Origin of the sequence: Lacticaseibacillus suibinensis, from assembly GCF_003946175.1 — a bacterium.
GTDB lineage: Bacteria > Bacillota > Bacilli > Lactobacillales > Lactobacillaceae > Lacticaseibacillus > Lacticaseibacillus suibinensis.
This window is the reverse complement of the sequence record NZ_RHOK01000003.1, coordinates 1-24,219: the sequence shown is the minus strand read 5'-3', so window position 1 is coordinate 24,219 and position 24,219 is coordinate 1. Positions and strand designations below refer to the sequence as shown.

General features: G+C 56.5%; 17 protein-coding genes, 1 tRNA gene, 2 rRNA genes and 1 pseudogene. 2 read left to right on the top strand and 19 right to left on the bottom strand.

Annotated features, from left to right (window positions below; genetic code table 11):
- Window positions 1-16: 16 nt before the first annotated feature.
- Window positions 17-1,210 carry an ABC transporter substrate-binding protein gene (locus EKM90_RS02020; RefSeq protein ID WP_125579388.1) on the bottom strand — a complete coding sequence of 398 codons (1,194 nt, stop codon included), beginning with the start codon at window positions 1,208-1,210 and terminating at the stop codon, window positions 17-19.
- Window positions 1,211-1,932: 722 nt separating this feature from the next.
- On the opposite strand from EKM90_RS02020, the gene EKM90_RS12995 reads away from it, so the two are divergent.
- Together EKM90_RS12995 and EKM90_RS13290 are read left to right on the top strand one after the other, a co-directional pair.
- Window positions 1,933-4,425: an ISL3 family transposase gene (locus EKM90_RS12995; RefSeq protein ID WP_225422684.1), complete on the top strand. Its 2,493-nt coding sequence runs from the start codon at window positions 1,933-1,935 to the stop codon at window positions 4,423-4,425.
- Window positions 4,426-4,498: 73 nt separating this feature from the next.
- Window positions 4,499-4,651 (top strand): annotated as a pseudogene (locus EKM90_RS13290) (IS110 family transposase); the annotation flags it as partial.
- Window positions 4,652-5,111: 460 nt separating this feature from the next.
- Here EKM90_RS13290 and EKM90_RS02000 read toward each other — a convergent pair.
- From EKM90_RS02000 to EKM90_RS01920, 18 genes are all read right to left on the bottom strand, one after another.
- Window positions 5,112-6,068 (bottom strand): LacI family DNA-binding transcriptional regulator, encoded by a 957-nt coding sequence (locus EKM90_RS02000; protein ID WP_125579387.1) that lies wholly within the window; start codon window positions 6,066-6,068, stop codon window positions 5,112-5,114.
- A gap of 180 nt (window positions 6,069-6,248) precedes the next feature.
- Entirely contained in the window at window positions 6,249-7,106 is an 858-nt protein-coding gene (locus tag EKM90_RS01995) for a sugar ABC transporter permease (protein ID WP_003569650.1), read from the bottom strand.
- Window positions 7,107-7,108: 2 nt separating this feature from the next.
- Complete coding sequence (locus EKM90_RS01990) at window positions 7,109-8,467, bottom strand: carbohydrate ABC transporter permease (protein ID WP_125579386.1); 1,359 nt, start codon at window positions 8,465-8,467, stop codon at window positions 7,109-7,111.
- Window positions 8,468-8,523: 56 nt separating this feature from the next.
- Window positions 8,524-9,756, bottom strand: a complete 1,233-nt coding sequence (locus tag EKM90_RS01985; RefSeq protein WP_125579385.1) for an extracellular solute-binding protein — start codon at window positions 9,754-9,756, stop codon at window positions 8,524-8,526.
- Window positions 9,757-9,927: 171 nt separating this feature from the next.
- Window positions 9,928-11,535, bottom strand: coding sequence for an alpha-glucosidase (locus EKM90_RS01980; protein ID WP_125579384.1), 1,608 nt, complete (start codon window positions 11,533-11,535; stop codon window positions 9,928-9,930).
- 12 nt (window positions 11,536-11,547) lie between these two features.
- Complete coding sequence (locus EKM90_RS01975; protein WP_125579383.1) at window positions 11,548-12,675, bottom strand: ABC transporter ATP-binding protein; 1,128 nt, start codon at window positions 12,673-12,675, stop codon at window positions 11,548-11,550.
- Window positions 12,668-13,348, bottom strand: a complete 681-nt coding sequence (gene pgmB / locus EKM90_RS01970) for a beta-phosphoglucomutase (protein ID WP_125579382.1) — start codon at window positions 13,346-13,348, stop codon at window positions 12,668-12,670. Before pgmB ends, EKM90_RS01975 begins: the two co-directional genes overlap by 8 nt.
- Entirely contained in the window at window positions 13,341-15,599 is a 2,259-nt protein-coding gene (locus tag EKM90_RS01965; protein ID WP_125579381.1) for a glycoside hydrolase family 65 protein, read from the bottom strand. Before EKM90_RS01965 ends, pgmB begins: the two co-directional genes overlap by 8 nt.
- Window positions 15,600-15,717: 118 nt before the next feature.
- Window positions 15,718-17,457 carry a glycoside hydrolase family 13 protein gene (locus tag EKM90_RS01960; protein ID WP_125579380.1) on the bottom strand — a complete coding sequence of 580 codons (1,740 nt, stop codon included), beginning with the start codon at window positions 17,455-17,457 and terminating at the stop codon, window positions 15,718-15,720.
- 2 nt (window positions 17,458-17,459) lie between these two features.
- A complete protein-coding gene (locus EKM90_RS01955; protein WP_164507817.1) occupies window positions 17,460-19,127 on the bottom strand; it encodes an alpha-glucosidase in 1,668 nt (555 codons plus the stop codon).
- Window positions 19,128-19,528: 401 nt separating this feature from the next.
- Window positions 19,529-19,987 carry a threonine/serine exporter family protein gene (locus EKM90_RS01950; protein ID WP_125579378.1) on the bottom strand — a complete coding sequence of 153 codons (459 nt, stop codon included), beginning with the start codon at window positions 19,985-19,987 and terminating at the stop codon, window positions 19,529-19,531.
- 47 nt (window positions 19,988-20,034) lie between these two features.
- A complete protein-coding gene (locus EKM90_RS01945; protein ID WP_164507816.1) occupies window positions 20,035-20,778 on the bottom strand; it encodes a threonine/serine exporter family protein in 744 nt (247 codons plus the stop codon).
- On the bottom strand, window positions 20,771-21,094 hold the full coding sequence (locus EKM90_RS01940) for a thioredoxin family protein (protein ID WP_125579376.1): 324 nt from the start codon (window positions 21,092-21,094) through the stop codon (window positions 20,771-20,773). The genes EKM90_RS01945 and EKM90_RS01940 overlap by 8 nt, the downstream gene beginning before the upstream one ends.
- A gap of 115 nt (window positions 21,095-21,209) precedes the next feature.
- The gene (locus EKM90_RS01935; protein ID WP_125579375.1) at window positions 21,210-22,220 is read right to left on the bottom strand and encodes a lipid II:glycine glycyltransferase FemX; all 1,011 of its coding nucleotides are present in this window, start codon (window positions 22,218-22,220) and stop codon (window positions 21,210-21,212) included.
- A 3-nt stretch (window positions 22,221-22,223) separates the two neighbouring features.
- The gene (locus tag EKM90_RS01930) at window positions 22,224-23,453 is read right to left on the bottom strand and encodes a carboxylate--amine ligase (RefSeq protein ID WP_125579374.1); all 1,230 of its coding nucleotides are present in this window, start codon (window positions 23,451-23,453) and stop codon (window positions 22,224-22,226) included.
- 152 nt (window positions 23,454-23,605) lie between these two features.
- A tRNA-Arg gene (locus EKM90_RS12725) sits at window positions 23,606-23,693 on the bottom strand.
- 104 nt (window positions 23,694-23,797) lie between these two features.
- A 5S ribosomal RNA gene (gene rrf, locus EKM90_RS01925) occupies window positions 23,798-23,914 on the bottom strand.
- 164 nt (window positions 23,915-24,078) lie between these two features.
- Window positions 24,079-24,219 (bottom strand): 23S ribosomal RNA (locus tag EKM90_RS01920); the annotation flags it as partial.

The following is a 24,219-nucleotide window of genomic DNA, read 5'->3' as shown; positions in this document are numbered from 1 at the left end:
CGCAGCCTCCTTGCGGTTACTTCTGTTCGCTAGCACTGACAACTTTGCCAGCCTTCAGTTCCTCAATCATAATCGGCTTTTCTGGATCATGATGGGCGTTCACGGTCATTTCACCGGTGACCGCTGGCATCTTTTTGATCTTGGCTAAGGCTTTGGCAATCTTGACTGAGTTGGTGGAGTTAGCGGATTCGATGGCTTGCTTAATCATCAGCACGGAGTCATAGGCCAGCGCCGAGAACGTTGGCGCTTCGGTGCTGTATTCCTTTTTGAAGTCAGTCATAAAGGTCTTAGCAAGCTTGTTGGTGGCCCCAGCCTTACTGGAAAATGGCGTGGTGTAGTAGATGTCGGATGCATTGGCATCGCCAGCAATTTCGGCCAGTTTTGGATCTGCCATACCATCAGAGCCAACGATTGGCACGGTAATGCCAGCCGCGCGGGCTTGCTTGATAATCAACCCCACTTCGGAGTAGTAGCCTGGCGCGTAAATCGCGTCGATTTGCTTGTCTTTGATGGCCGTCAGCAAAGCGTTAAAGTCTTTGTCACCCTCCTGGAAGGACTGCTGGGAGACAATCGTGCCACTGAAGGCTTTTTTGAAGGCCTTGGCCAACCCAGTGCCGTAATCACTGGAGTTATCTTCCAAAATCGCCACCCGCTTGGCTTTCAACGTGTTATCCGCAAAATGCGCGGCCGTTTCACCTTGGAAGTTGTTTTCAAAGCAAGCCCGGAAAACATACGGCTGCACTTTGCCATTTTTTTGCAAGGTGTAATCAGGATCCGTGGCACTTGGTGAGACTGAGGCCACCTGAGCTTTGGTGATATTCGGAATTGCGGCCGTGCCATCGTTGGTGGTGGCTGGTCCCACAATCGCGGAAACGCCGTCAGAACCGGCTAACTGCGCCGCCACGGAAGCCGAACCAGAGGTGGTGGACTTGTTATCGCGAATGACGGTTTCAATCTTCATTTTCTTGCCGTTGACCTTGATACCACCGGCGGCATTGATCTGCTTCACCGCCAGTTGGAAGCCTTGCTTCATCTGGGCCCCATAACCAGCGGCGGCACCAGACAGCTCCATGTTCATGCCAATTTTGATGGTGTTGCCTTTGCTTTCGTTACCTTTGCTGCTGGCGGTGCTGGTAGCACAACCGGCTAAGGCGACAGCACTCATCAAGGCAACGGCGCCCATCATCATCTTTTTCACAGAAATCTTCATTTGTTTTCCCCTTTTCCCAAATTAATGGTGGTGCTTGGCCATAAAAAATCCGGTCTCATTATTGCAACGAGGCCGGATCCGAAGCGCCCCATTGCTAAAGCAAAGATAGGGCTCAACATGTCAGCAGATTTGCTAAACTGTTGGGTCCTTCTCCAGCAACAACAAGGCCAGAATTTGGGTGGTGCGAAGTGCTTGACTAGTTGTGTTTTCAATCATGAGCGCCTCGCCCCTTTCAACATTAAGCAATGATTAGAACTTACACCAACAACTCATTTTCGTCAACAGCTTTTTTTAACCTCAGCCTCACATTGTTAGGTTGCCGGCCCCAGGGTTGGCCGGGCATCACTAGCTGTCACCTTCCCAGCCCGAAGCGCCGCCGGCTTTTAAACCGGACAATTGGCCTTCTAGAACCTGCTACCATGCCGCCAAACCAGCGGCGGGCCGTAAACCTAAACAATCTAAGATTAGTTCCGGTAAGAACTGGTGAATTTTCCAGTTTCTTACCGGGATTTTCTTTTTGCCCGTTACACTGAAGATGAAGCTAAGATCGTTCATAGCCCCTGGGACTTCGAGTCCGTAACTTAAAAGGATCTCCGTCATCTTCGTCGCGCAAATCTGGTTTAAGATTGAGGGCCTTCGAGGTCGCGTGCAGGAAATGAGTTACGAGAAGAAGATGCGGGTTAGCTTCACCAATTCAGAAAGGAAGTAATATTTTGTCCGATGTGTTCGCATTGGATGTTTCTAAAGGCCACAGCTACGGTGTTTGGTACCGTGGTGACCAATGTTTACAGGAGTTCGAATGTATCCACAATAAGCTTGGGTTCGCTCAGCTTGATCAAATGCTCAAGCAAGCGGATGACCCGGTCGTGTACTTTGAAGCTACAGGAATCTATTCGCAACCGCTAGTGCGCTTCTGCCAAGACCATCAACTACGTTATGGCCGCTTGAACCCACTAGAGTTACACCTACACTCAGAGAGTCTACGCCGCGTGAAGACCGATCAAAAAGATGCCCACAGGATTGCGCTATCTGTGATGCATCACCAGTACCGGTTGACTACCCCGTGGGCCCCCGAATATGAGCAACTACGCCAGTTGAATCGCTTCTACCAACAGGTAATAGATGAGGTCAAGCTAACGCGGCTAAGGCTTTACACTGCCCTCCAGCAGACTTTCCCAGAAGTTGAGCAACTGTTTAGCTCGCGCGTTTCGAAGCTGGCACTGAATGTGATCCTGTTGTTTCCACATCCAGCCTTTGTGCGTGGGATCTCCCGTACTTGCTTGAAGGACAAGCTGATGAGTGAGACCGATAAGAAACTGTCCCAGACCAAAGGCTTGAAGTATGCGGATAAACTGATCGCCTTTGCCAAGTCTAGCTATCCCGCCGCCGACTCAGCTAGTGTTCAAGTTCAAGAAGTGCAGTATTATTGTCGCCAACTGATTGAGTTAACCAAACAAGAAGAGTCACTACGCAAGCAAATGACGAGCGCAGCGGAGGGGTTGCCACAATTTCAGATTTATCAATCAATGCCTGGTATTGGCGCACTGTCCGCAGCGCAACTAGTCGGTGAGCTTGGTGATATTCTGCGCTTTGATAATGCCAATCAAGTCAACGCATACGTTGGGATTGATCTGAACCGTTACCAGTCCGGCAAGTACACACGGCAAGACCATATCAATAAGCGGGGTAATCCTCATGCGCGTGCCTTGATTTATCTGATCGTCAAAAACATGATTCGGCAAAAGGCCACGTCATCCAATCATATTGTCGATTATTACTACAAGCTAAAAAAGGCGCTACGATATTTGGAGTTGATAGGCAACTTGCCTGCCAACTCCTTTTTCCATACCATTTTTATATTCGAGTACACAAACGGGACATCACACTGTCCCTTTGTCACTCGTCCGACCAAAGAAAAGAGAAATGGAGTGTGTGTGATGCCCCTTACTAGCAAGTCTATTCGATTAGCCCTCGAAATTACAGACCCAAACATCATCTTTTTCGAAGATGGTGAAATTGAGACGATTCAAAATCAAGCAGCTCTAGTATATCGCGCAAAGTTGACGGTCAAGCCCGACCACTGTCCCAACTGCGGATTTACGGATCAAATCGTCCGATTCGGCTTCAACCAAGTAAGGATTGTAGCCCCTAGCTTTGGCTATCGGCCGACTTATCTAAAACTGAGTTGCCAACGTTTTTTCTGCCAAGCGTGTCAGACGACTTTTCAAAGCCGAACCGACTACGTCCGTCCGGGTTGCGTCATCAGTGAACCCGTTCGCCAGATGGTCCTGTTTGACGCCATCTCAAATCACTCACTTACAGATATTGGTCAACGCCACCATATCTCTGACAAGACGGTCCAGCGCGTGATTGACGAAGAGGCCAATCTACATAATTTCCAACAGACTACATGGTTACCCGAACACTTGGCGTTTGATGAATTCAAAGCGACTGACCGGATGAGCTTTATCTGGGCCAACAGCGACTGCCAAGAAATCGGGGCAATTCTGCCTTCGCGCACTTCTTACCAGCTCACTCAGTATTTCGAACGCTTCCCGCTGACCGTTAGAAGACAGGTAAAAACGGTCTCACTGGATTTGAATGCTGGCTACGTGCATCTAGTCCCAAGGCTGTTTCCTAATGCGAAAGTCGTCGTTGATCGCTTTCACATCGTTCAAATGGTTTCAACGGCATTGAATATGGTCCGGGTTCAAGTCATGAAGACAGTACCTAAAACAAGTACTGAATATCGTTTCATGAAGCGGGAATGGAAAGTATTTCTCAAACGCTTTGAAGAACTTGATGCAGTAAACACTGTCTATCACGCTAGTGTTGGTTACTTCGACACTGTGGTCAATCTGATTAGCAAATGTCTTGATTTAGATCCCGCTTTTCGTGCCGCATATGAGACCTACCAAAGCGTACTGACCGCTGTGAAAGAACGTGACGTTACAGCTCTGGAAGAAACGCTAGTGAGCTATAAAGCTCTGGGCAACAGGATGGATCAATCAATGAAGTCACTCCGTAAATATCGTTGCCAAGTACTCAACGCTTTACGGTATGACTATTCAAATGGGTTCCTAGAAGGAATCAATAGCCAGATCAAGAAAATCAAGAACACCGCATACGGGTACCAGAACTGGAGCAACTTTATCAATCGCATCTTTCTGGAAAGAGTGTGGTTCTGGTTGTCCAAGCGGAAGCTGGCGGTATAAAAATAGAGTACCTAGACCAATCAATGTCCAGATACTCATAAAAATCTCTATCAACTCTACTTGACGAAGAGTCCTAAAAAACAACCCTATCCCGAAACGGGATAAGGTTGCCACAGTGGCTTGTATGAACAAGACGCTGAAATGCCTATATGCCATGGTAATGGCAGGCACTAAGTATCGTTACCGATACACGGACTCGAAGTCCATTATTAGCGCGGAGTCATAAGCTCCTACACCCGTATAGTAGTTCAATCCGATTCGATTTTAAAGGGGAAGGCACAAGGTTTATTTAGCTTACCCAAAAAGTGATGAACGTTTACAGTGCCCCACTAGTGCCTCCAACCCTAAGCCCTAAATCTGAAACTTAAACCTAAAACCCAGTTCAAAGCCCTTGACTAATCGTAGGAAAAGGGACTGTGACGAAAGGCGGTTTTGGAGCCGACAGGTAGCCTTTCTGCCGTATGTCAGCCTGTACGCGCCGTGCGCTACTGGCTGATCAAGCCATCTACCAAGTCCGAACTTTGGACTCGGTGGATGGCGTAGCTGCTGCCGCATGTCGGCCTGTACGTGCTTTGCACTACAGGCTGAGCAAGCTGCTCGGCTCCGGCCTTTTGGCACGTAACTCTGCTGGAACATTCGGAGTGAATGTAGGGGCTGTGACATTTGTCACAGCCCCTGAGCTCCATCTATTTTCGCGTCGTATCTCGCACCACCAACTCTGGGTCAATCAATAGCTCCCCCTGCTGGGCACCAGACTGGGTCACTTTCTGCAAGATCATGCGCGCCAGAAGCTCACCGAGATGCTGCACTGGCTGCTTCACTGTGGTGAGCTGGGGGTTGGACACCTGGTCCAGGAACACCCCATCGAAGCCAATGATGCCAAAATCGCGAGGAATATTACCGCCGTTTTGCAGGATACCTCGCACCACCCCAATCGCCAGCCGATCACTGGCACAGATGAAGCACGTGTCCCGGGCGAACTCGGCCCAGTGGGCGTTGATGAATTGCTGGGACTGGTGACTGTGGTTACTCATGCGGTGAATCTGCGGCAGCTTCTTGTGTTGCTGCAGGGTGTTGATGTAGCCCGCCTCACGTGAGTACTCGAAGGCCTCCTTGACGTCGATGCCGAGAAACACCAGCGACTGGTAGTTCTTCGCCAAGGCGTATTCGGTGGCCATCGCGGTACCGGCCTTGTTGTCGGTGTCGATGAAGTCATAGCCGTTATGATTTTCGCCGAAAATCACTGTTGGCTTGGCCAGCGCATCGATTAGGGGCAGGTCGGAGACCCGAGCGCCGGTAACGATAAAGCCATCGGCGGCGTTGCCTGTGCCGAGGCGCGCGCGCTCGGTGACCAACTGCAGCGCGTAGCCGCGTTTATCCAGCCCCTTCGCGATACCGAACAGCAGGCTCATGTAATATGGCTCAGTGGTATCGATGTCCTCCAGGATGACGAGCTTGACCACGTTGGTACGGTTGTTGGCCAGCGCCTTGGCCGCCGCATTGGGCCGGTAATCTAGAGTAGTCATCGCCGCCTCCACCAACTGGCGTAGTTCGGCAGTCACCTGCTCCGGGTGGTTAATGACCCGCGAAACGGTCATTTTGGAGACATTCGCCTGTTTGGCCACATCCGATAAGGTCACCATTTTGCATCCCCCGTTTCAGAAAAACTGGTCTACGTCTATCATAAAACATTCCGCGGTATTCGACGAGTCAGATTACATTTTTCGTCTCGGCTGCCAAAAAGGACTCGCGTGCGCGAGCCCTTTTCAGGAGAAAGAGAGTCTGCCTCTAGGCCGCTCCAAACCAGCTAGCGGCCGCGGAAGTTAGCCCTTGTCCGCGCCAGCGGTGATGCCGTTGACGTAGAATTTCTGCATGATAATGAACAAGATGGTGATGGGAACGGCGATCACGACACACCCGGCGATGAACCAGGTGAAGTAGGTGGTCGACGTGCCCTTCGTCGCGTGCACCATGTTGTACAGCCCGTACGCGATGGTGTAGGTCTTCGCGTTCCCCGAGGACGAGAGGATGATCCCGGAGAAGATGAAGTCGGTCCAAGGCGCGATGAAGGCGGTTAGCGCGGTGTACACAATGATTGGCTTAGACATCGGCAGCCCAATATGCAGGAACACCTGCCACCGCGACGCGCCGTCGATTTCCGCCGCCTCGTCAATCGAGCGCGGAATGGTGTCGAAGAAGCCCTTCGCGATGTAGAAGCCCAGGCCCGCGCCGCCGACGTACACGAGGATCAAGCCGCCGAGGTTCAGCATGTTGAAGCTCTTCAGAATGTAGTACAGCGCAATCATTGACATGAACCCGGGGAACATCCCCAGCACCAGCGCAATCTGGAGGTACGGCTTGCGGAAACGGAAACGCAGCCGCGACAGCGCATAGGCCACCGAGATAGTGACAAAGGTCGACAGCACCATTGACACCAGGGAAACGAACAAGGTGTTGCGGATCCAATAAACGAACGGAAACTGGGTGCTGGTAAAAATGCCGGTGTAGTTGCTCAGCGTGAACTGCTTCGGCCAAATCGTGGAGACGAAGCCGGTGTCGTTGTACGAGAAGCTGGCCAGAACGATCCACACGATGGGAAACAGCCACAGCGCGGCAAGCAGTGCCAGCAGCACGTAACGGGCGATCAACGACGCGCGGCGTTGTGCATGATATGAAGTCATGATCATCCCTCCTTAAAGGCGTTGGTCCGCCGGTACGCCAGCAGCGACACGGTGGCACTGATGATGAAGATCAAGATACCGAGCACCGCAGACGCGTTGTAACGCTGCGTCTGGCCGAAGACCAAGTTGTACAGCCAGGTCACCAGCAGGTCGGTGTCCCCCGCGCCATTGTAGTTGTTGTTCATTGGGTAGCCGCCGGTCAACAGGAAGATGACGTTGAAGTTGTTGATGTTGCCGATGAACTGCTGGATCAAGGCCGGCGCCATCACGAACAGAATCTGCGGGAAGGTGATGTGACGGAACACCTGGAACGGGTTGGCCCCGTCCATGCGCGCCGCTTCGATCTGGTCCTGCGGCAGGTTCTGAATGATTGCCGTGGAAGTCAGCATCGACACCGGAATCCCTATCCACATGTTGACCACGATGACCGTGATTCGCGCCACGGTGGCGTTTGCCGAGGCCCCGATGAAGTTGATGGGATGGCTGATCCACCCCCAGTTCATCAGCAGCGTGTTCAGCGGGCCTTGCAGGTCCAGGAACTGCGCCATCATCAGCAGGGAGACGAACTGCGGCACCGCGTACACAATCACGAACAGCGTGCGCCAGAGGCCCTTGTGGGTGATGCCCTTGGATTCAATCAGCATGGCCAAAAGGACGCCGAAGAAGAAGGTGGTCACCGTCGCACAGACGGCCCAGACCAGGGTCCAGCCGAGCACCGGGAAGAAGGTGCCGGCCAAATCGCCGGTCAATACGTTGCCAAACGCCTTGAAACCGGTCCAGGAGAAGCCGATTGGGTGCTTAGAATCATAATTTGTGAACGCCATCGAGATCATGTACAGGGTCGGCAGCACAGTGAAGGCCATCACTCCGATGATTGGAATCACCATCAAAGTGAGGTGGAGCCGGCTGTCGAGCAGTGAACGCAGCTGCTCGCGGTTGGTGGCAACGTGCTCGCCGTCCCGCACCTGCACGTACAGCGTGCGCAAGGACCGCAGGCTGGCAATGTACAGGCCGATCATGGCCAGCACGAGGATCACCGCCAGCACGCCGAACAGCAAAATCACAACGGAGTTATCCGGCAGCTTGGTCAGGTACACGCCTTGCGCGTTGTCGAAGACGACTCGCTTGGTTTTGTTGGCCCCCAAGTTGCTCAGCATGCCCAAGGCCGAGACCCCGCTGAAGCTCAGCCAGCCAATGAAGGCCAGCTCGAGCCCCAGCAGCGAAATACCCTGCGCCCACTGCCGCCGCTTCAGCTGGGCCAGGCCCATGAAGAAGAACGATAGCTTGAAGCTGAGATCACCTTTTTGCCAAACTTCCTTGTACGTGGCTGCAGGAGGTAAATTACTTTTCTTTTTAAACATAATTGCTCCTTCCTGAACCGGCTAACGAGTCGACCCTTAGCCGCTCGGGGTCAGCCTTAGTTCTTCTTCGAAATGGCTGCCGCAAAGGTGTCCAGTTTGGCAGCGTAGTCAGCCGCCTTGATGGAGCCAGTATAAGCACCGTTGATCAGTGGTGCGGACAGGTTCCAGAAGGTGGCCATCTGAGGCATCATTGGCATCAGCGTGGAGTAACCCGGCTTGCCCATGGTCATCACCGCTTGGGCAACTGGATCGCTGGCCACGGCGTCGCTCTTCTGGGCGGACTTGTCGACTGGAATCTGGCCGGATTCGTTGTAGACAATCAGCTGGGACTGTTTGTTGGTGATAAATTCAGCCAGCGTTGCGGCCGCCTTCTGGTTCTTGGTGGCCGTGTGGGAGTTCACGGCAAAGGCTTCGATGCCTTGGAAGGCCTGGAGCTGCACTTTCTTGCCGTTGATCGTCACAGTTGGGTACGGGGCAACGGCGAAGTCGTCGCCGAGAATCTTCTTGATGTTCGCCGCATTCCACGGACCGTCCAGGGTTGCCGCGGCGTTGCCGGACTTCAGCTGGTTCAAAGCGTTAGAGGTTTGCATCACGTTCTTGTTTTGCTTCTGCTGAGCCAGCCAGGTCATTGCGGCGACCCCGGCGGCGCTGTTGACGTTGGTGCCGGTCAGGGTTTCGCCGTCCTTGCCGTACAGGTAGGTGCCGGCGCTGAGGAAGACAGGATAGAAGTTGTACGCGTTGGTGAAGTCGGTGGCCAGCACGCCCTTGCTGGTCAAGGTGTCCCAGTCCTTGACGTCTTCGGCGGACAGCTTGGACTTGTTGTAGTACACCGTCTGAGCTTGTTCAGCAAACGGGAAGGCGTAGAGCTTGTTCTTCCAGGTCACGCCTTTGACGGACACGGCCACGTTGTTGGCCTTGACCTGCTTGGTTGCGGCTGGTGACAACGGGTTGATGTAGCCCTGATCGGCCATCGACCCCAGCTGATCGTTTGGCACTTCGAAGACGTCTGCCGCCTTGGCCGGGTCCTTACCGACATCGGTCTTCGCGTTGGCGGAGCCGTTCGGGCTTTGGGTGACCTTGACCGTCACGTCTGGGTACTTCTTGTTAAAGTTCTTCACGATTTTCTTGTAGTACGACACCTGGGTGGTATCGGCCCAGAGCTTCACGGTGCCGGTAACCTTGCTGCTGTCGGTGCTGGAAGAACTGGAGCTGGAGCTACCACATGCGGCAAGAACGGTTGCAGATAGCAAAGCGGTGCTCCCCAAAGCGATCTTTTGCCATAATTTCATGATGAGATTCCTCCTAATGGAATAATAAAAGCTGCGAAGCGGGGCGTTCGTAGCCCGACGATTAGCGGCGCCCAGGACATTGCTGCCGCATTTTGGTAGTGAGGTCCTGGGCAAAGCCAAGCGTGCAGGCGGTGCCCCGCATGGTGCGTCAATAATACCGGTAACCCAGATTCAATCGATAACCGCTGCGAAGGCCTGGTACGGCGCAAGCGTTTCACCGGTCAGGCCAGGCAGGTTGGTGATTAAGACCCGCTTGAGCGCCGCCGGCAGGTGGAACGGCTGACGCGTCGCGGTGAGGTTGGCCACGACCAGCCAGCGTGCGGTGCCCAGCGTGCGGTAGTAGGCCATCACGCCAGGGGCCGTGGCCAGCAGGGTGAAGGCCCCGTGCACCACAATGTCGTGTTCGTGGCGCAGCGCAATCAGCTGCTGGTAGGTGTAAAACACAGACTCCGGCGCCGCCAGCGCCGCCTCGACGTTCAGCGTCTTGTAGTTGGGGTTGATCCCCAGCCACGGTGTGCCGGTGGTGAAGCCGGCGTTCGCGCTGGCGTCCCACTGCAGCGGCCGGCGCGCGTTGTCGCGGCCCTTGACGTTGATGGCGTGAAGCAAGGTGGCGCGCGGCACCCCTTGCGCCAGCCGCGCCTCGTACATGTTGCGGCTTTCCAGATCGTTGACCTCGACGATATCGGCGACCGGGGTATTGGTCATGCCGATTTCCTCGCCTTGGTAGATGTACGGAGTGCCGCGCAGCAGGTGAAGCAGGATGGCGAACATCTTGGCCGAGCGCTCCCGGTAGCGGCCATCGTCGCCCCAGCGGGACACGATACGCGGCAGGTCGTGGTTGTTCCAAAACAGGCTGTTCCAGCCGTGCGCATAGTCGAGCTGGGTCTGCCACTTCGCCAGCACCTGCTTGAGCGCCGCCGGGTCAAAGGCCTTGAGGTCCCACTTTTCCTTGCCGGGCTGCTGGTCGAGCTGCATGGCCTCGAACTGGAACACCATCGAGAGCTCGTGGTGCTGCGGATCGGAGTACTGCTGGGCAATGGCCGGCGTGGCCCCCCAGGTCTCGCCAACGGTCATTAGGTCGGTGCCGCCGAATGTGGCTTGGTTCATTTCGCGAAGGTAAGGGTGGAGCTGCGGACCGTTTTCACGAATCTCACGGTCCGGGTCCTTGCCAATCAGGTCGATGACATCCATGCGGAACCCGCCGATGCCCTTCTCAATCCAGAAGTTCATCATCCGGTAAATCGCCTGGCGGACCGCCGGGTTGGCCCAGTTGAGGTCCGGCTGGCCCTTGCCGAAGAGGTGCAGGTAGTACTGGCCGGTTGGCGCGTCGTACTGCCAGGCCGAGCCGCCGAAGGTCGAGGTCATGGCGTTGGGCACCTGCCCAGCTTTCGGGTCGCGCCAGAGGTAAAAGTCGCGGTGCGGCGCGTCTCGGCTGCGGCGGGCCTCAACGAACCAGCGGTGGGCCGAGGAGGTGTGGTTGACGACCAGGTCCATGATGATGCGGATGTCGCGCTGCTTGGCGGCGGCGATCAAGGCGTCCATGTCAGCCATCGTCCCGAAATGGGGATCGATGGCCTCGTAGTCCGCAATGTCGTAGCCGTTGTCCTCGCCGGGCGACACGTACACCGGGCTCAGCCACAGGGCATCGACGCCCAGCCGCTTGAGGTAATCGAGGCGACTGGTAATGCCCGGCAAATCGCCGATGCCATCGCCGTTGCTGTCCTGAAAACTCTTCGGGTAGATCTGATAAATGACGGCTTGCTGCCACCATGGGGTCATGCCTTCACCTCCTCAGCCTTCCAGCGGTATCGGCTTGGCCACGATTGCCATTGTCGTGTCCTTGTCGAAGAAGTGCGCCTTGTTGACGTCGAAGCCCATTTTCACGTGGTCCCCAGGGTTGTGGAAGTCGCGCGCGTTGACGTTGGCAACGTACTCGGTGTCATCCGCCTTCAGGTAAAGCTGCTCGGTGGCGCCCAGGAGCTCGGACACCGACACGGTTGAACTGATCACCGCGTCCGGCCAGGTCTCCAGGAAGGCCTCCTCTGAATGGATGTCCTCCGGCCGGATGCCGAACACGACTTCCTTGCCGTTGTAGCCCTGATCGTCCAAAATCTTCGCCCGGCCTTCTGGCACCTTGAGGCGAATGCTTTGGCCATCGCTGACGAAGCCGTCTTGGTACGTCATGTTGAAGAAGTTCATCGCCGGCGACCCGATGAACCCGGCCACGAACTGGTTCCGCGGGTTCTGGTAAACCTCGGCCGGCGTGCCGATTTGCTGCACGTGGCCCACGGACATGACGACAACCCGGTCGGCCATGGTCATGGCCTCGGTTTGATCGTGGGTCACGTAAATCGTGGTGGTGTTCAGGCGCTGGTGAAGCTTGGCGATTTCCGCCCGCATGGACACCCGCAGCTTCGCGTCCAGGTTCGACAGGGGCTCATCCATCAGGAAGATTGGAGCATCGCGGACAATGGCCCGCCCCAAAGCGACCCGCTGCCGCTGGCCCCCGGACAAGGCGGCCGGCTTCCGGTCGAGAAACGGCTTCAAGCCGAGAATCTCCGCCGCGTTTTGCACGCGTTCGTCGATGTCCTCCTTCTTGTAGTGCCGCAGCTTCAGGCCGAACGCCATGTTGTCGTACACCGACATGTGCGGGTACAAGGCGTAGTTCTGAAACACCATGGCGATGTTGCGGTCCTTGGGGGCCACGTCGTTCATCACCTTATCGTCGATTTTCAGTTCGCCTTTGGTAATGTCTTCCAGCCCCGCAATCATGCGCAGCGTGGTAGACTTCCCGCAGCCCGAGGGCCCGACGAACACGATGAACTCCTTATCCTTGATGTGAAGATCGAAGTCTACCACCGAGTAATCCTCGCCGTCATCGTACTTCTTGTAGAGGTGGTCCAAGTCGATTTCAACCATTAGTCTCCCCACTTTCTTTGGCGAACGCCGCTTGCAACTGGCTCAGCTGCAGGGCCGCCGTGTCTTTCACTAGGTAATCCGCCGCGGCCAGACGCCGGGCATCCCCAATGCCAACCGCGAATTGACCAGCCGCTTTGATGGCGGCGACCCCGGCCGAGGCGTCCTCGAAACCAATCACCTCAGCGGCCTGGAGCCCCAGCAGCGCTTGCGCCTGCTCGTAGATTTCCGGGTCAGGCTTGCCGCGGTGCAGGGTCGCCGGATCGACGATAGCGTCGAAGCTGGCGGCCAGGCCCAGGTGGTCAAGAATCGTCGGGGCGTTTCGCGAGGCCGAGGCGATGGCCATTTTTAGGCCGGCCGCCTGCGCGTCCTTCAGCAGTTGCGGAATACCTGGCAGGATGTCCGCCGGCGTCATCGTCTGAATCAGCTGCAGGTAAACCGCGTTCTTCTGGTCGGTCAGCGCCGTTTTCTCCGCCGCACTGAACCGGTCTTCCTGGCCACCAGCCGCCAAAATCAGGTTCAGCGAGTCCAGCCGAGATCGACCGCGCAGGCCTTCGCGCTCAGCCGGCGTCAGGGTGATGCCCAGCTGGGTGGCCAACTGACTCCAGGCCTGCAAGTGGAACTTGGCCGAGTCGGTCAAGACCCCGTCGAGGTCGAATAGTAATCCTTTAAGCATGCGCGCTCACCTCCAAATGCTGCGGCCGGCCGGCAACCATCACGGTCAGCGGCGGGCCGGCTAGCAGGGTCACCGCCACTTCTTTCCCAACCGCGACTTGAATCACCCGGCCGCGGTAGTTGATGCGGAACTGGTAACCCTGCCACTGCTTCGGCAGGAACGGAGCGAACCGCAGTTGATCATGGTCGTAGCGCATGCCGGCAAAGCCCTGCACAATGGCCAGCCAGCCGCCGGTCATCGAGGTGATGTGCAGGCCGTCTGCCGTGTCGTTGTTGTAGTTATCCAGGTCCAGGCGGGCCGTGCGCTGGTACAGCTCAACGGCCTTGTCCTGCTTGCCAAGTTCGGCGGCCAGCACCGCATGAATCGAGGCGCTCAGCGAGCTTTCGTGCACCGTCAGCGGCTCGTAGAAGTCAAAATTGCGTTCCTTCTGCTCGCGGGTGAAGCGGTCGTTCAGGAAGTACACGCCCTGAAGCACATCCGCCTGCTTGATGAACGGTGACCGCAGGATGCGGTCCCAGGACCAGTGCTGGTTGATTGGCCGCTGATCTGCTGGAATCGAGCTTGCCGGCCGCAGGTCCTTATCCAGGAAGGTGTCGTGCTGGACGAAAATGCCCAGCTTCTTGTCCTCCGGATAGTACATGCGGTCGATAATGTCCTGCCATTGTTGCTGCTCGGCGGCGCTCACGGCCAGCCTGGCCTGAATGGCGGCATCGGCCTTGGGCAGCCGGGCCAGGGTGTACTCCAGGCACCACGCGGCCATTGTGTTGGTGTACCAGTTGTTGTTGACGTTGTTTTCGTACTCGTTCGGCCCGGTGACCCCGTGGATCATGTACTTGCCGGCGCGCTTGGAGAAGTGGACCCGGTCCGCCCAGAAGCGGCTGATGCCCACCAGCACCTCCATGCCGTCGTGGTTGACGTAGCTTTCATCGCCGGTGTAGGCCGTGTACTGGTAAATCGCAAAAGCGACCGCCGCGTTGCGGTGCAGTTCCTCGAAGGTGATTTCCCATTCATTGTGGCACTCGATGCCATTGAAGGTCACCATCGGGAACAAGGCGCCTTTGAGCCCCTGCTGCTGGGCGTTGTGGTAGGCGCCGGGCAGCTGGTCGTGCCGGTACTGCAGCAGCGCCCGGGTCACGGCCGGCGGGGTGGCGGCGACGTACATCGGCACCACGTAGGCCTCGGTATCCCAGTAGGTCGCGCCGCCGTACTTCTCACCGGTGAAACCCTTCGGCCCCACGTTGAGCCGCTTATCGTCGCCGTAGTAGGTCATGAACAGCTGGGCGAGGTTGAAGCGGATGCCTTGCTGGGCCGCGTCGTCGCCTTCAATCACAACGTCGCTTTGGGCCCAGCGCTTGGTCCACAAGGCGGTGTGCGCCGCCAGGTGGGCCGCGAAGCTCTGCCCCTGCAGCTGCGTCATCAGCCCTGAGGCCGCTTCGGTCTGGGCCTCAGGGGCGACGTCGCGGCTCGTGACCACGATGACGTCCTTTTCCAGCTGGACCGGCACGTTCGGCGCCAGCGCCAGCGTGACCGTGCTGGTCAGCTGGCCGGTGCTGGTAGTCACGGTGCCGGGCAAAATGGTTGCGCCTTGGCGCAGGCTTTGCTTGAGCAACACCGTGAACTGCGGGACTCCGAACGGGTTGGGCTTGGTCTGCAGCTGGATCGTGCCAGCCGCGGCGTCCTCCCCCTGCGGCGCCCAGAAGCACTCGTCGTAGTTGCTGTCCTCGTTCGTGACGTTGCCGTCGAGCTGGGCGGCCACCGTCAGCTCGGCCGGTCCGGCCAAGCTTTCGGCAGTGAGCTGCACCAGCGCCGCCTCCTTAATCACGTTGCTGAGGAAGCGTTTGAAGGTGAAGCGCACCGTGGCCTTTTTGCCCTCAAATACGAAGCTGCGGGTCAGCAGGCCCTGGTGCAGGTCAAGCGTGAGGGTGAAATCGCGGTAGGCGCTGGTGGCCAGATCGACGCGCTCACCGTTCACGGTGAGCGCCATGCCGATGAAGCTCGGCGCGTTGATCGCCTTGCCGAAGTAATCCGGGTAGCCGTTTTTCCACCAGCCGACGACAGTTTTATCTGGGAACCAGACGCCACCGAGATACGTGCCTTGCAGGTGATCACCGCTGTAACCTTCTTCGAAGTTACCGCGCAGGCCCATGTAGCCGTTGCCAATGGCGGTCATGCTTTCCTGCAGGCGTTTCTCGTTGGGGTTTAATTGGTGGCTTTGTACCAGCCACGGGTCGATTTCAAATATCCGTTTCATCTTGCATCCTTCACTTTCGGGAGGTGAATTGCGCCACCTGAACTTTTCTACACTGCTGATTATGATAAGATGAAACCGCTTTTAAAAGGTCGAATCGCCTGTTACCGCTATCAGAATCTTACTGAACCATAACGGCGAACCCGGTCGGCGCCAGCTGCTGGTCGGCGTAACCCTGTGCCAGCACTGGCCTAGCGGTCAGGGCCACCGGCTGCTTGGTGGTGTTAAAATACGCCGTCACGGTGTGCGCACCGGTGCGGGTCACCTTGAGCAGCCCGGCCGCGGTCACGCTCAGCGCCGTGGTGCCGGTGCCCAGCGTTGCCGCCTGGGCGCGGCGGAAGGTCACCAGGGCCTGCACGCGCTGCCAGATTGGCCCCTTCAGCTGCGCCCAGTCCATCGGCCGCCGGCAGTCGGGATCGTTTTCACCGGCCATGCCCATTTCCGTGCCGTAATACAGGCACGGCATCCCAGTCTGCAGGAAGGTGAAGGCCAGCGCCTGCAGGGCCAAGTCCTCGTCGCCACCGGCCACCGTCAGCAGCCGCGCGGTGTCGTGCGAATCCAGCATGTTCAGCATCGCCTGGTCGGTTTGGTCGCGGTACAGCATCAGCTGATCCGTCAGCGCTGCGGTCAGCTCGGGCGCGCTCAGCTTGCCGGTCAGGAAGTGGGCCTCAATCTGTTCGGTGAACGCGTAATTCATGACGCCGTCGAACTCATCCCCGTTAAGCCACGGCTGGCTGGAGTGCCAGACCTCGCCCAGCACGAAGAAATCGGGCTTGATGGCCTTGGTTGCCTGGTTGAACCGTTTCCAGAAGTGGTGGTCCACCTCGTTGGCCACATCCAGCCGCCAGGCGTCGATATCGAACTGCTTGATCCAGTACGTCGCCACCTCGAGCAGGTAGTCCTGCACCGCCGGGCTGCTGGTGTCGAGCTTCGGCATGTGGGGCTCGAAGGCAAACGTGTCGTACTGCGGCACGCTGCCTTGCGCCGGCGCGGCGAATGGGGCCACCGGGAAGCGGTTGATGTGGAACCAGGAGGCGAAGCGCGACTGCGCGCCGAACTTCAGCACGTCCTGCCACTGCATGCTGCGGCTGCCCATGTGGTTGAACACGGCATCCAGCATCACCCGCATGCCGCGCCGGTGGGCCTGGTTAACCAGTTCGGCGAACAAAGCCTTGTCGCCAAACGCCGGGTCAATGTTGAAGTAGTCGATGGTGTCGTACTTGTGGTTCGACATCGCGGTGAACACCGGGCAGAAATACAGCCCGTTCACGCCAAGCGCCTGCAGGTCGGCCAGGTGATCCAGCACCCCTTGCAGGTCGCCGCCGTAGTAATCCTCGCGGCCCGGGTGATCCGCCGGCCGCCAGGGCTTGGTACCCTTGGGGTCATTCGTCTGGTCCCCGTTAGCGAAGCGCTCTGGGAAGATCTGGTACCACACGGTTTCCTTGACCCAAGCCGGCGTCTGCACCGTGTCAATCGCGTGGAAGTACGGCACTCGGAACAGATTGGCCCGGCGGTTGGCGGCGCTGTCGGCGCGCAGACCGCGGTCGCCGAGCAGGATGGTGCTGCCGTCCTGGCCGGTCACCAGGAACTGGTACTGCAGCCGGTGGTACGGCGCGGTCAGGCTGATGGTCCAGTAGTCGCTGGTTTGGCCGGTGCCGGTTTTGGTCATCGCCGCCTCTTGATAGGCGAATTCCGGCTCCCCGGTGGCCGCATTCGGCGCCGTGACATACGGATCCCCGTACAGTACGGTGACCGCCTGCACGTCGGCCTTGGCCGTGTGGAGCCGCAGCCGCAGCTCATCTGGAGTGTACAAAAAACAATCTTCGCTTTCTGGGCGGTGCCGTAATGCTGCAAGTTGCATGATTATCGAGTTCCCCTTTCGTTTAACACCACGCCGGCATTCGCGCCAAGCGTGAGTGTTTGACCTTCAAGTTGGTAATCACCGGCGGCCAGCGCCACCGTCGTCAGGCCTTCAGGCACGGTGAAGGTGGCGCCTTGCTCATCCAAGACCACCGCCACCAGGGCCCGCTGGCTGGCCAGCGTGCGTTCGTACACGTACAGATTGGGCGCCGTGGTCAACAGCCGGTAATGGCCGGCCTGAAACAGCGGCTGCTTTTTCAGTACAATCAGCGCCTGGTAGAAGTGCAGCATGCTGGTTTCATCGGCCTGCTGCCCGGCCACGCTGGTCGCGTCCTCGCTGCGTCCAACCAACCATGGCAGGTGACTGGAAAAGCCTTGGTGCGGCCCGGCCGTCCATGGCATCGGCCCCCGCGCCGGCAGTTTGTGCGTCGCTGACACCATGGCCAGCGCCGCGGTGCGGGACTGCCCGGTGGCCTCGACCGCAGCTACGAACGGCGCCACCGTGCGATCCGCGAACTGATCAACGTGGTCGAACTGTAGGTTGTGCAGTCCGAGCTCCTCGCCGTAGTAGATCACCGGCAGGCCACGCTGCAGGTACATCAGCATGGCCAGACTGCGCGCTTGGGTGGCGGTTTTGGCCACCCGCGTCGCCAGCCGGGCCATGTCGTGGTTGCCCCAGTACAGCGTCGGCATCGACACTCCGGCGAGGGTCTGCTGCCACACCGCCTGGGTTTGCTTGAACGCCGTGAAGTTCAGTGGCCGCGGCTGGTACTGCGCTGGCAGCAGCGGATCCAGGTTGCTTTCGTCCTCAGTGAAGTAGCGGAACGTGATCACACTGTCCATCAGGTGCCGGCTGGGCGCGGTGTAATCCGCCGCCAGGTTGACATTGGCCGATGCTGCCTCGCCAAGCAGGAAAGCGTCGGGGTAGTCGGTTTTGATGCGGTCGCAGAACGGCCGCAGCCATTCCTGCGCCTTTGGTAGGTTAGCGAAAAACGGCTCCGCCACCACCGGCGCCTGCTGCCCCGGGGCAAGGGGATAATCCTGCCCCAGCTCGGCCTTAGCAATGTGGATGAAGGCATCCAGCCGCAGCCCATCGATACCCTTGCCCAGCCAGAACATGGCAACATCCCCCATTGCCCGCCGCACCTCGGGATTGGCCCAGTTCAGATCCGGCATCCGCCGGTCGAACAGGTGAAAATACGACTGCCCGGTACCCGCTGGATCCGGCGACCACACTGACCCGCCGAAGAAGCTGCCCCAGTTGTTCGGCACCTTCCCGTCATGCCCGGAGAAAATGTAATAGTCGCGGTACAGACTGTTTTTGGCGTGAATGGCGTCTTGGAACCATGGGTGCTGATCCGAGGTGTGGTTCAGCACGAAGTCCATGATCAGGCGGATGCCCGCCGCGTGCAACGCCGCAATCAGCGCCTCCAGGTCGGCCATCGTACCCATGGTCTCGTCCACGGCGAAGTAATTGGCCACATCGTAGCCATTATCCACCTGTGGAGAGACGAAAATCGGGTTCAGCCACACCGTGTTGATGCCGAGAGCTTGCAGGTACGGGATCCGTTGCCGGATTCCGTTCAGGTCCCCGACGCCATCGCCGTTGCTGTCTTGAAACGATTTTGGATAGATCTGGTAAATAATTGCATGCTCATACCAAGCGCCCATAACCATCCTTCCTTTCTTTTTTAACCTTATGAAAAAAACACGGCCACCACAAGTGCGCAGGCATTGTTACCGCTAACAAAAACCGGCCGACGTTCGCGTAACGTTGCGATTGACCGCTACGCTTTGGGCGCCAATCTGCGCACACGCGCCGCCAATCAGCCTCAATGCTTCACTGACTGGTGGGCTATGGCGGCTCTGCTTTGCCAACGCAAAAAAAACACGCCAGCCAAGTTGAACTTGGTTGCCGTGCATATGTCAGTACCGGATACCGATAAGGCCCGCTGGCTCCACAACCTTGGACCACTGATCCCCACAATCCGGCGGGTGTCAGGCGAGCCTGACGTGATCAGCTGACCTTTCACCATTACTGGTTACTCGACTCATCGCATGAAGCCATTATATCATTTTTCCAGCGGCATTGCAGCCCGCCGGTAGGTTTGCTCTGCCAGCAGCTGGGCCATCATGAACCCCACCGCAATCGCACCGGCCACCATCGCCACCCGAAAGGTAAGCGATAAGGCTTGATCGAAGTTGCCTAACACCAGCGCCCGCACGGCTTGATAAGCGGTAGCCCCAGGGACTAAGGGTACTAAGCCGGGAATGTTGAAAATGATCACCGGCATTTTTTTGCGGCGGGAGAAAATCAGGCCACAAATCCCAATCGCAAACGCGCCCAAGAGGTTAGCAAGCATGCGGCCAGTGGCAAGCTGCATGAGGCTCCAATACACCAGCCAGCCAATTGCCCCCGCCCACCCAGCCAGGTTCAAGGCACGATGCGGCACGTTAATAATAATCGCAAACGCGATGGTGGAAAGGTAGCTAAAGCTGACCTGAATCAAAATTTGCACCGGTAGTGGCATAAGCTGACGCTCCTTAAGCAATGAGGTAAAAGCTCCCGTTGAAGAGCTTAAAAGAACCGGAAAATAATGGCCACGCCTGCGCCAATCGCGCAGGCGCTGAGAATGGCCTCCATACCGCGGGCCATGCCCGACAGCAAGTGCCCCGCGAGCATGTCGCGTATCGAATTGGTGATTGCCACCCCTGGTACTAAGGGCATCACGGCGCCTACAATCACATTGTTCAAGCTGCGGCCGACGCCGAGGCGTACCCCTAGCCAGGCGGTTAGGCCCACGGCGAAGGCGCCAAGCAGTTCACTCATGAACCGCACCTTGGTCAAGCTACTCATCCGCAGATACACCGCAAAGCCAATGGCACCCACGACGGCAGCTAACGGCATATCAAAGAAGTCGTATTTCTGGGCGAAAATCACCATCAAAGTGGTACTACATAATGCGGCCGCGATGATCTGCAGCCACACCGGGAAAAATGGCGTGTTGCGATCCAATTTTTCCAGCGCGGTGTAGAGCGCGTCGAGATCGATTTCACCGGCGGCAAATTGCCGGGAAAGATTGTTCACCCCAGCGACTTTTTCCATATCAATGCCACGCTGGCTGACCGGCGCGATTTGGACGTCCGGCTGGCCGGCCACGCCGATGAACAACCCGGTGGGCGTGGTGAAGACTTGAGGCGCCGTTTCCCCAGCGTTTTTGGCGATGCGGGCCATGGTGTCGTCGACCCGGTACATTTCCGACCCGCCTTCGATCATGATTCGCCCCGCCAGCAGACAGGTTTTCAAAATTTTATCAGCCATGCTGTTTATCCTCAATAAAGGTTTGGAAAAATTGGGCGAGTTTGGCTTTCGGATAGGCGCCGGTAATTTTTTGCACCGGCTTACCATCCCAAAACAGCAGCATCGTCGGAATGCTTTGCACGTGATACTGCTCGGCCACCGCTTTGTCGCCCGCCACATCCAGCGTCAGCACCTTCAGCGGCAGCTCTTGTTCTAGCGCCGCCAAGGTCGGGCTCAAAATTCGGCACGGCGCGCACCATTCGGCCCACAAATCGATCACGGTGAGCCCACGGCCAAGCTGGCTGGGCAGCGTTTTGCTCGTAACTGCGGTTGGCATCGTCATCCCCCCAATTGGTTAAAGTCTAAGGCTCATTTTAGCATTGTCAGCCAGTGGCGCCTAGCTTTGGCCAAGCAAAAACGAGGGGCCCAGGGCCGCCTCGTTCGATTGAAACTTATTCTTTGGTGAATTCATCATACGCGGCTTGATCCATCACGTAATCGATTTCGCCGATATATTCATGCACTGGGGTATCCGGTGCGAATGGATGCTTGAAGCGATACAAACCATCACTGCTATCCAGGCCCCAAACGCCGCCCATATCGTAGCGGTCCTTGTGCAAATCACAGGCCCACTTGATCATCTCATATTGCAGCAGGTAAGGAATCATCAGGCTGTTTTTGATGCGCATGGAACCACCGTACATGTGCCAAACCTTGTCGCCAAAAGCAAAGGCAATGGCGCTGGCTTGCAGCTGGCCATCCACCCGGGCGATGAAAATCTTCATCTGGCCTTTGCCGGCAAAAGCGGCGGCCATCCGGTCAAAGTAAGCCAAGGGGCGGTAGGTAATGCCGTGGATGTCACTCATGGTCTTGTAGGCTTCAAAGAACTCTGGCATCAGTTTATCGACATCGCCGCTTTCGACGGTCACGCCACTTTTCATGGCATGGCGAATCTTGGTGCGAGTTTTGCCGGTCATCGTGGCCATCACGCCATCGATGTCTTTGTCTTTAATATCCAGCACAATATTGAAGCGCGGCTGAATGGTGTCGTGATTGCCATCGAACTGGCGATTGCGCATCACATAACCGCGGGCTTTGAACGCATCATTCAAAGCATCGCTATAATCCAGCTCTGGGTCCATCCGCAGCAGAAAAGCATGGCGGGCTTTCAACTCTGGCAAGGCTTCTTGCACCAAGGCATCGATGGTGTCGAGGTCAGTGGGGTCACACACTGGGCCTTTGGAGCAGTAGGCGAAGGTATTGCCAGCTTTGTCAGTCACAGTCAAAATGGACATCCCGGCCGTGATTTGGCCCCCCTTTTCCAGATAAACATACAGTGGCTGCCAGTTACTTTTGACCTTGGACCAAGCAACCGATTGGGTGACTGAGGTGTACGGTGCATCCTCGACAAACTGTTCGTAGCGCGCAACGGCCTGCGCATCATTCAAATCAACAATTGGCATCGGCTATTTTCCTTCCTTCTTGGCGGCAAAACGCGCTTTGTAGCTGGCGTAATATTTCTTAATCCGGTGGTTACGCATGAATGACTTGTCTTCCGCATATTCTAGCGTATTGCCCCACTTGCCAGCATCAATTAAGGCCTGCATGTGCTTTTGAATTTCCGGATCAGTGACATTTGCCACCGCATCATCAGGGTTGACTCCAAGCCACAAGAAGTCAGTATCAGCGTATTCCGTCGCGGTGAAAGGTTGGTTGAACACGCGATCTTCAACCATCGGCTTAATCAGGTTGTACCCGCTAGCCGTGGTGTAAAAGCCACTGCGGCCTTGACGCGGATTCAGTTCAATCAGCTTAAACTGCTGATCACGCACGTCGAACTTCAGATCAAAGTTGCCAAACCCAGAATAGCCCATGTGCTCAACGAACTTGGTCAGCCGGTTCTCAATATCTTCGTGGTATTCAATGAAGGTCGCCACGTAATTGCCGACCAAAAAGTCAGATGGGTCCTGCAGCAATTGCCGCCCCATCGTCATTTGCCGCACCTTGTGGTTTTCATCAGCATAGAAGTTAATGGTATACATGGCCGTATCGCCACCAGGAATGAAGTCTTGCAGCAAAATACGGCCATCGTAACCGGCAGCGTAAGTGCGCTTAATCATGTCCACAATGGCAGCCTTGTCATTGAACTTATAAGCCTTGCGTTGGCCTTCAAAATTCAGCGCAATTTGCTGCGCGGCATCGGCTGGCTTCATGGCAACCGGGAAAGGCAGTGGCAGTTCAGCCACCTTGGCTTCGAAGTTGCTCTGATCAACCACCACGGTCTTAGGGTAAGGAAGGTCATTTTCTTCGCACAAGGCGTAGAAGTGGTCTTTATAGTAAACGTTGTCCAGAACGGTTTCAGAAGGATAAGGAATAATGTAGAGGTCTTTAAGCGCCTGGCGATTGCGAATAGCCAGTTCCGTGTATTCATCCCCAGCCGTGATCAAAATCGGCTTCACGCCTGGGGTGGCATACTTCGCTGCCATTTGTTTCAAACCAGCAACAAAGCCGTCGTTGGTTTTGAATTGATCAACCAGTGTCACGTCACAAATTTGTGAATCCTTGGTCATCGCCAGCGCCGAAACACCGATACAGTGACTTTTAACGCCATAAGCCTCATAGAATGAGCGGGCCATGCCGTAAATATTGACATCCGTACCAACCAAAATTGGCACGATTCGATTTGTATCTACCATAATGGACTCCTTTATTTGCTTAACTTAAGTTTCATTTCTCATTATCGCATAGTTTCCCGCGGGGTAAAGGCCTCGGGGCCGGCCTTTTTGAATTTCTCAACAACTCCTGACGCAAAAAAGAAGCCAAGGCAACCGCCTTGGCTTCGCACTGAAGGAGAGCGAAGGGATCGAACCTCCGTACGCATTGCTGCGCCCACAAATCGCAAGCGACTCGCAACATTACCACTCTGCCAACTCTCCATAACAAGGTCTAGCTTACCAATCTCACCGGTTTTTGTAAACCGTTCTGTGAAAATCAACCAGACTTTTTCATCAAAAAAGACCGATCGCTCGGTCTCTGAGAAGCGCGGCAGCTTCCTACCCTCGCAGGCAGTCACCCACCAACTACTCTCGGCGTAGAGAAGCTTAACTTCTGTGTTCGGCATGGGAACAGGTGTATCCTTCTCGCTATCGCCACCGCACTTCATATTCAATTACGTTGAGGGCTTTGCGCTCTCAAAACTGGAGATCATTGTTTTATCATGCCTTGAACGACGTATTTGTCGCTAGTCATGCAAGCCTGAGCACCGGATGCGGGTCTAGCTAGGCTAGCCATCATCCTCAGTGCGCTCAAGTTTGCACTGTATTGGTCAAGTCCTCGACCGATTAGTACTGGTCCGCTCCATGCATCGCTGCACTTCCACTTCCAGCCTATCTACCTGATCATCTCTCAGGGGTCTTACTTCCATATAGGAATGGGAAATCTCATCTCGAGGGGGGCTTCACA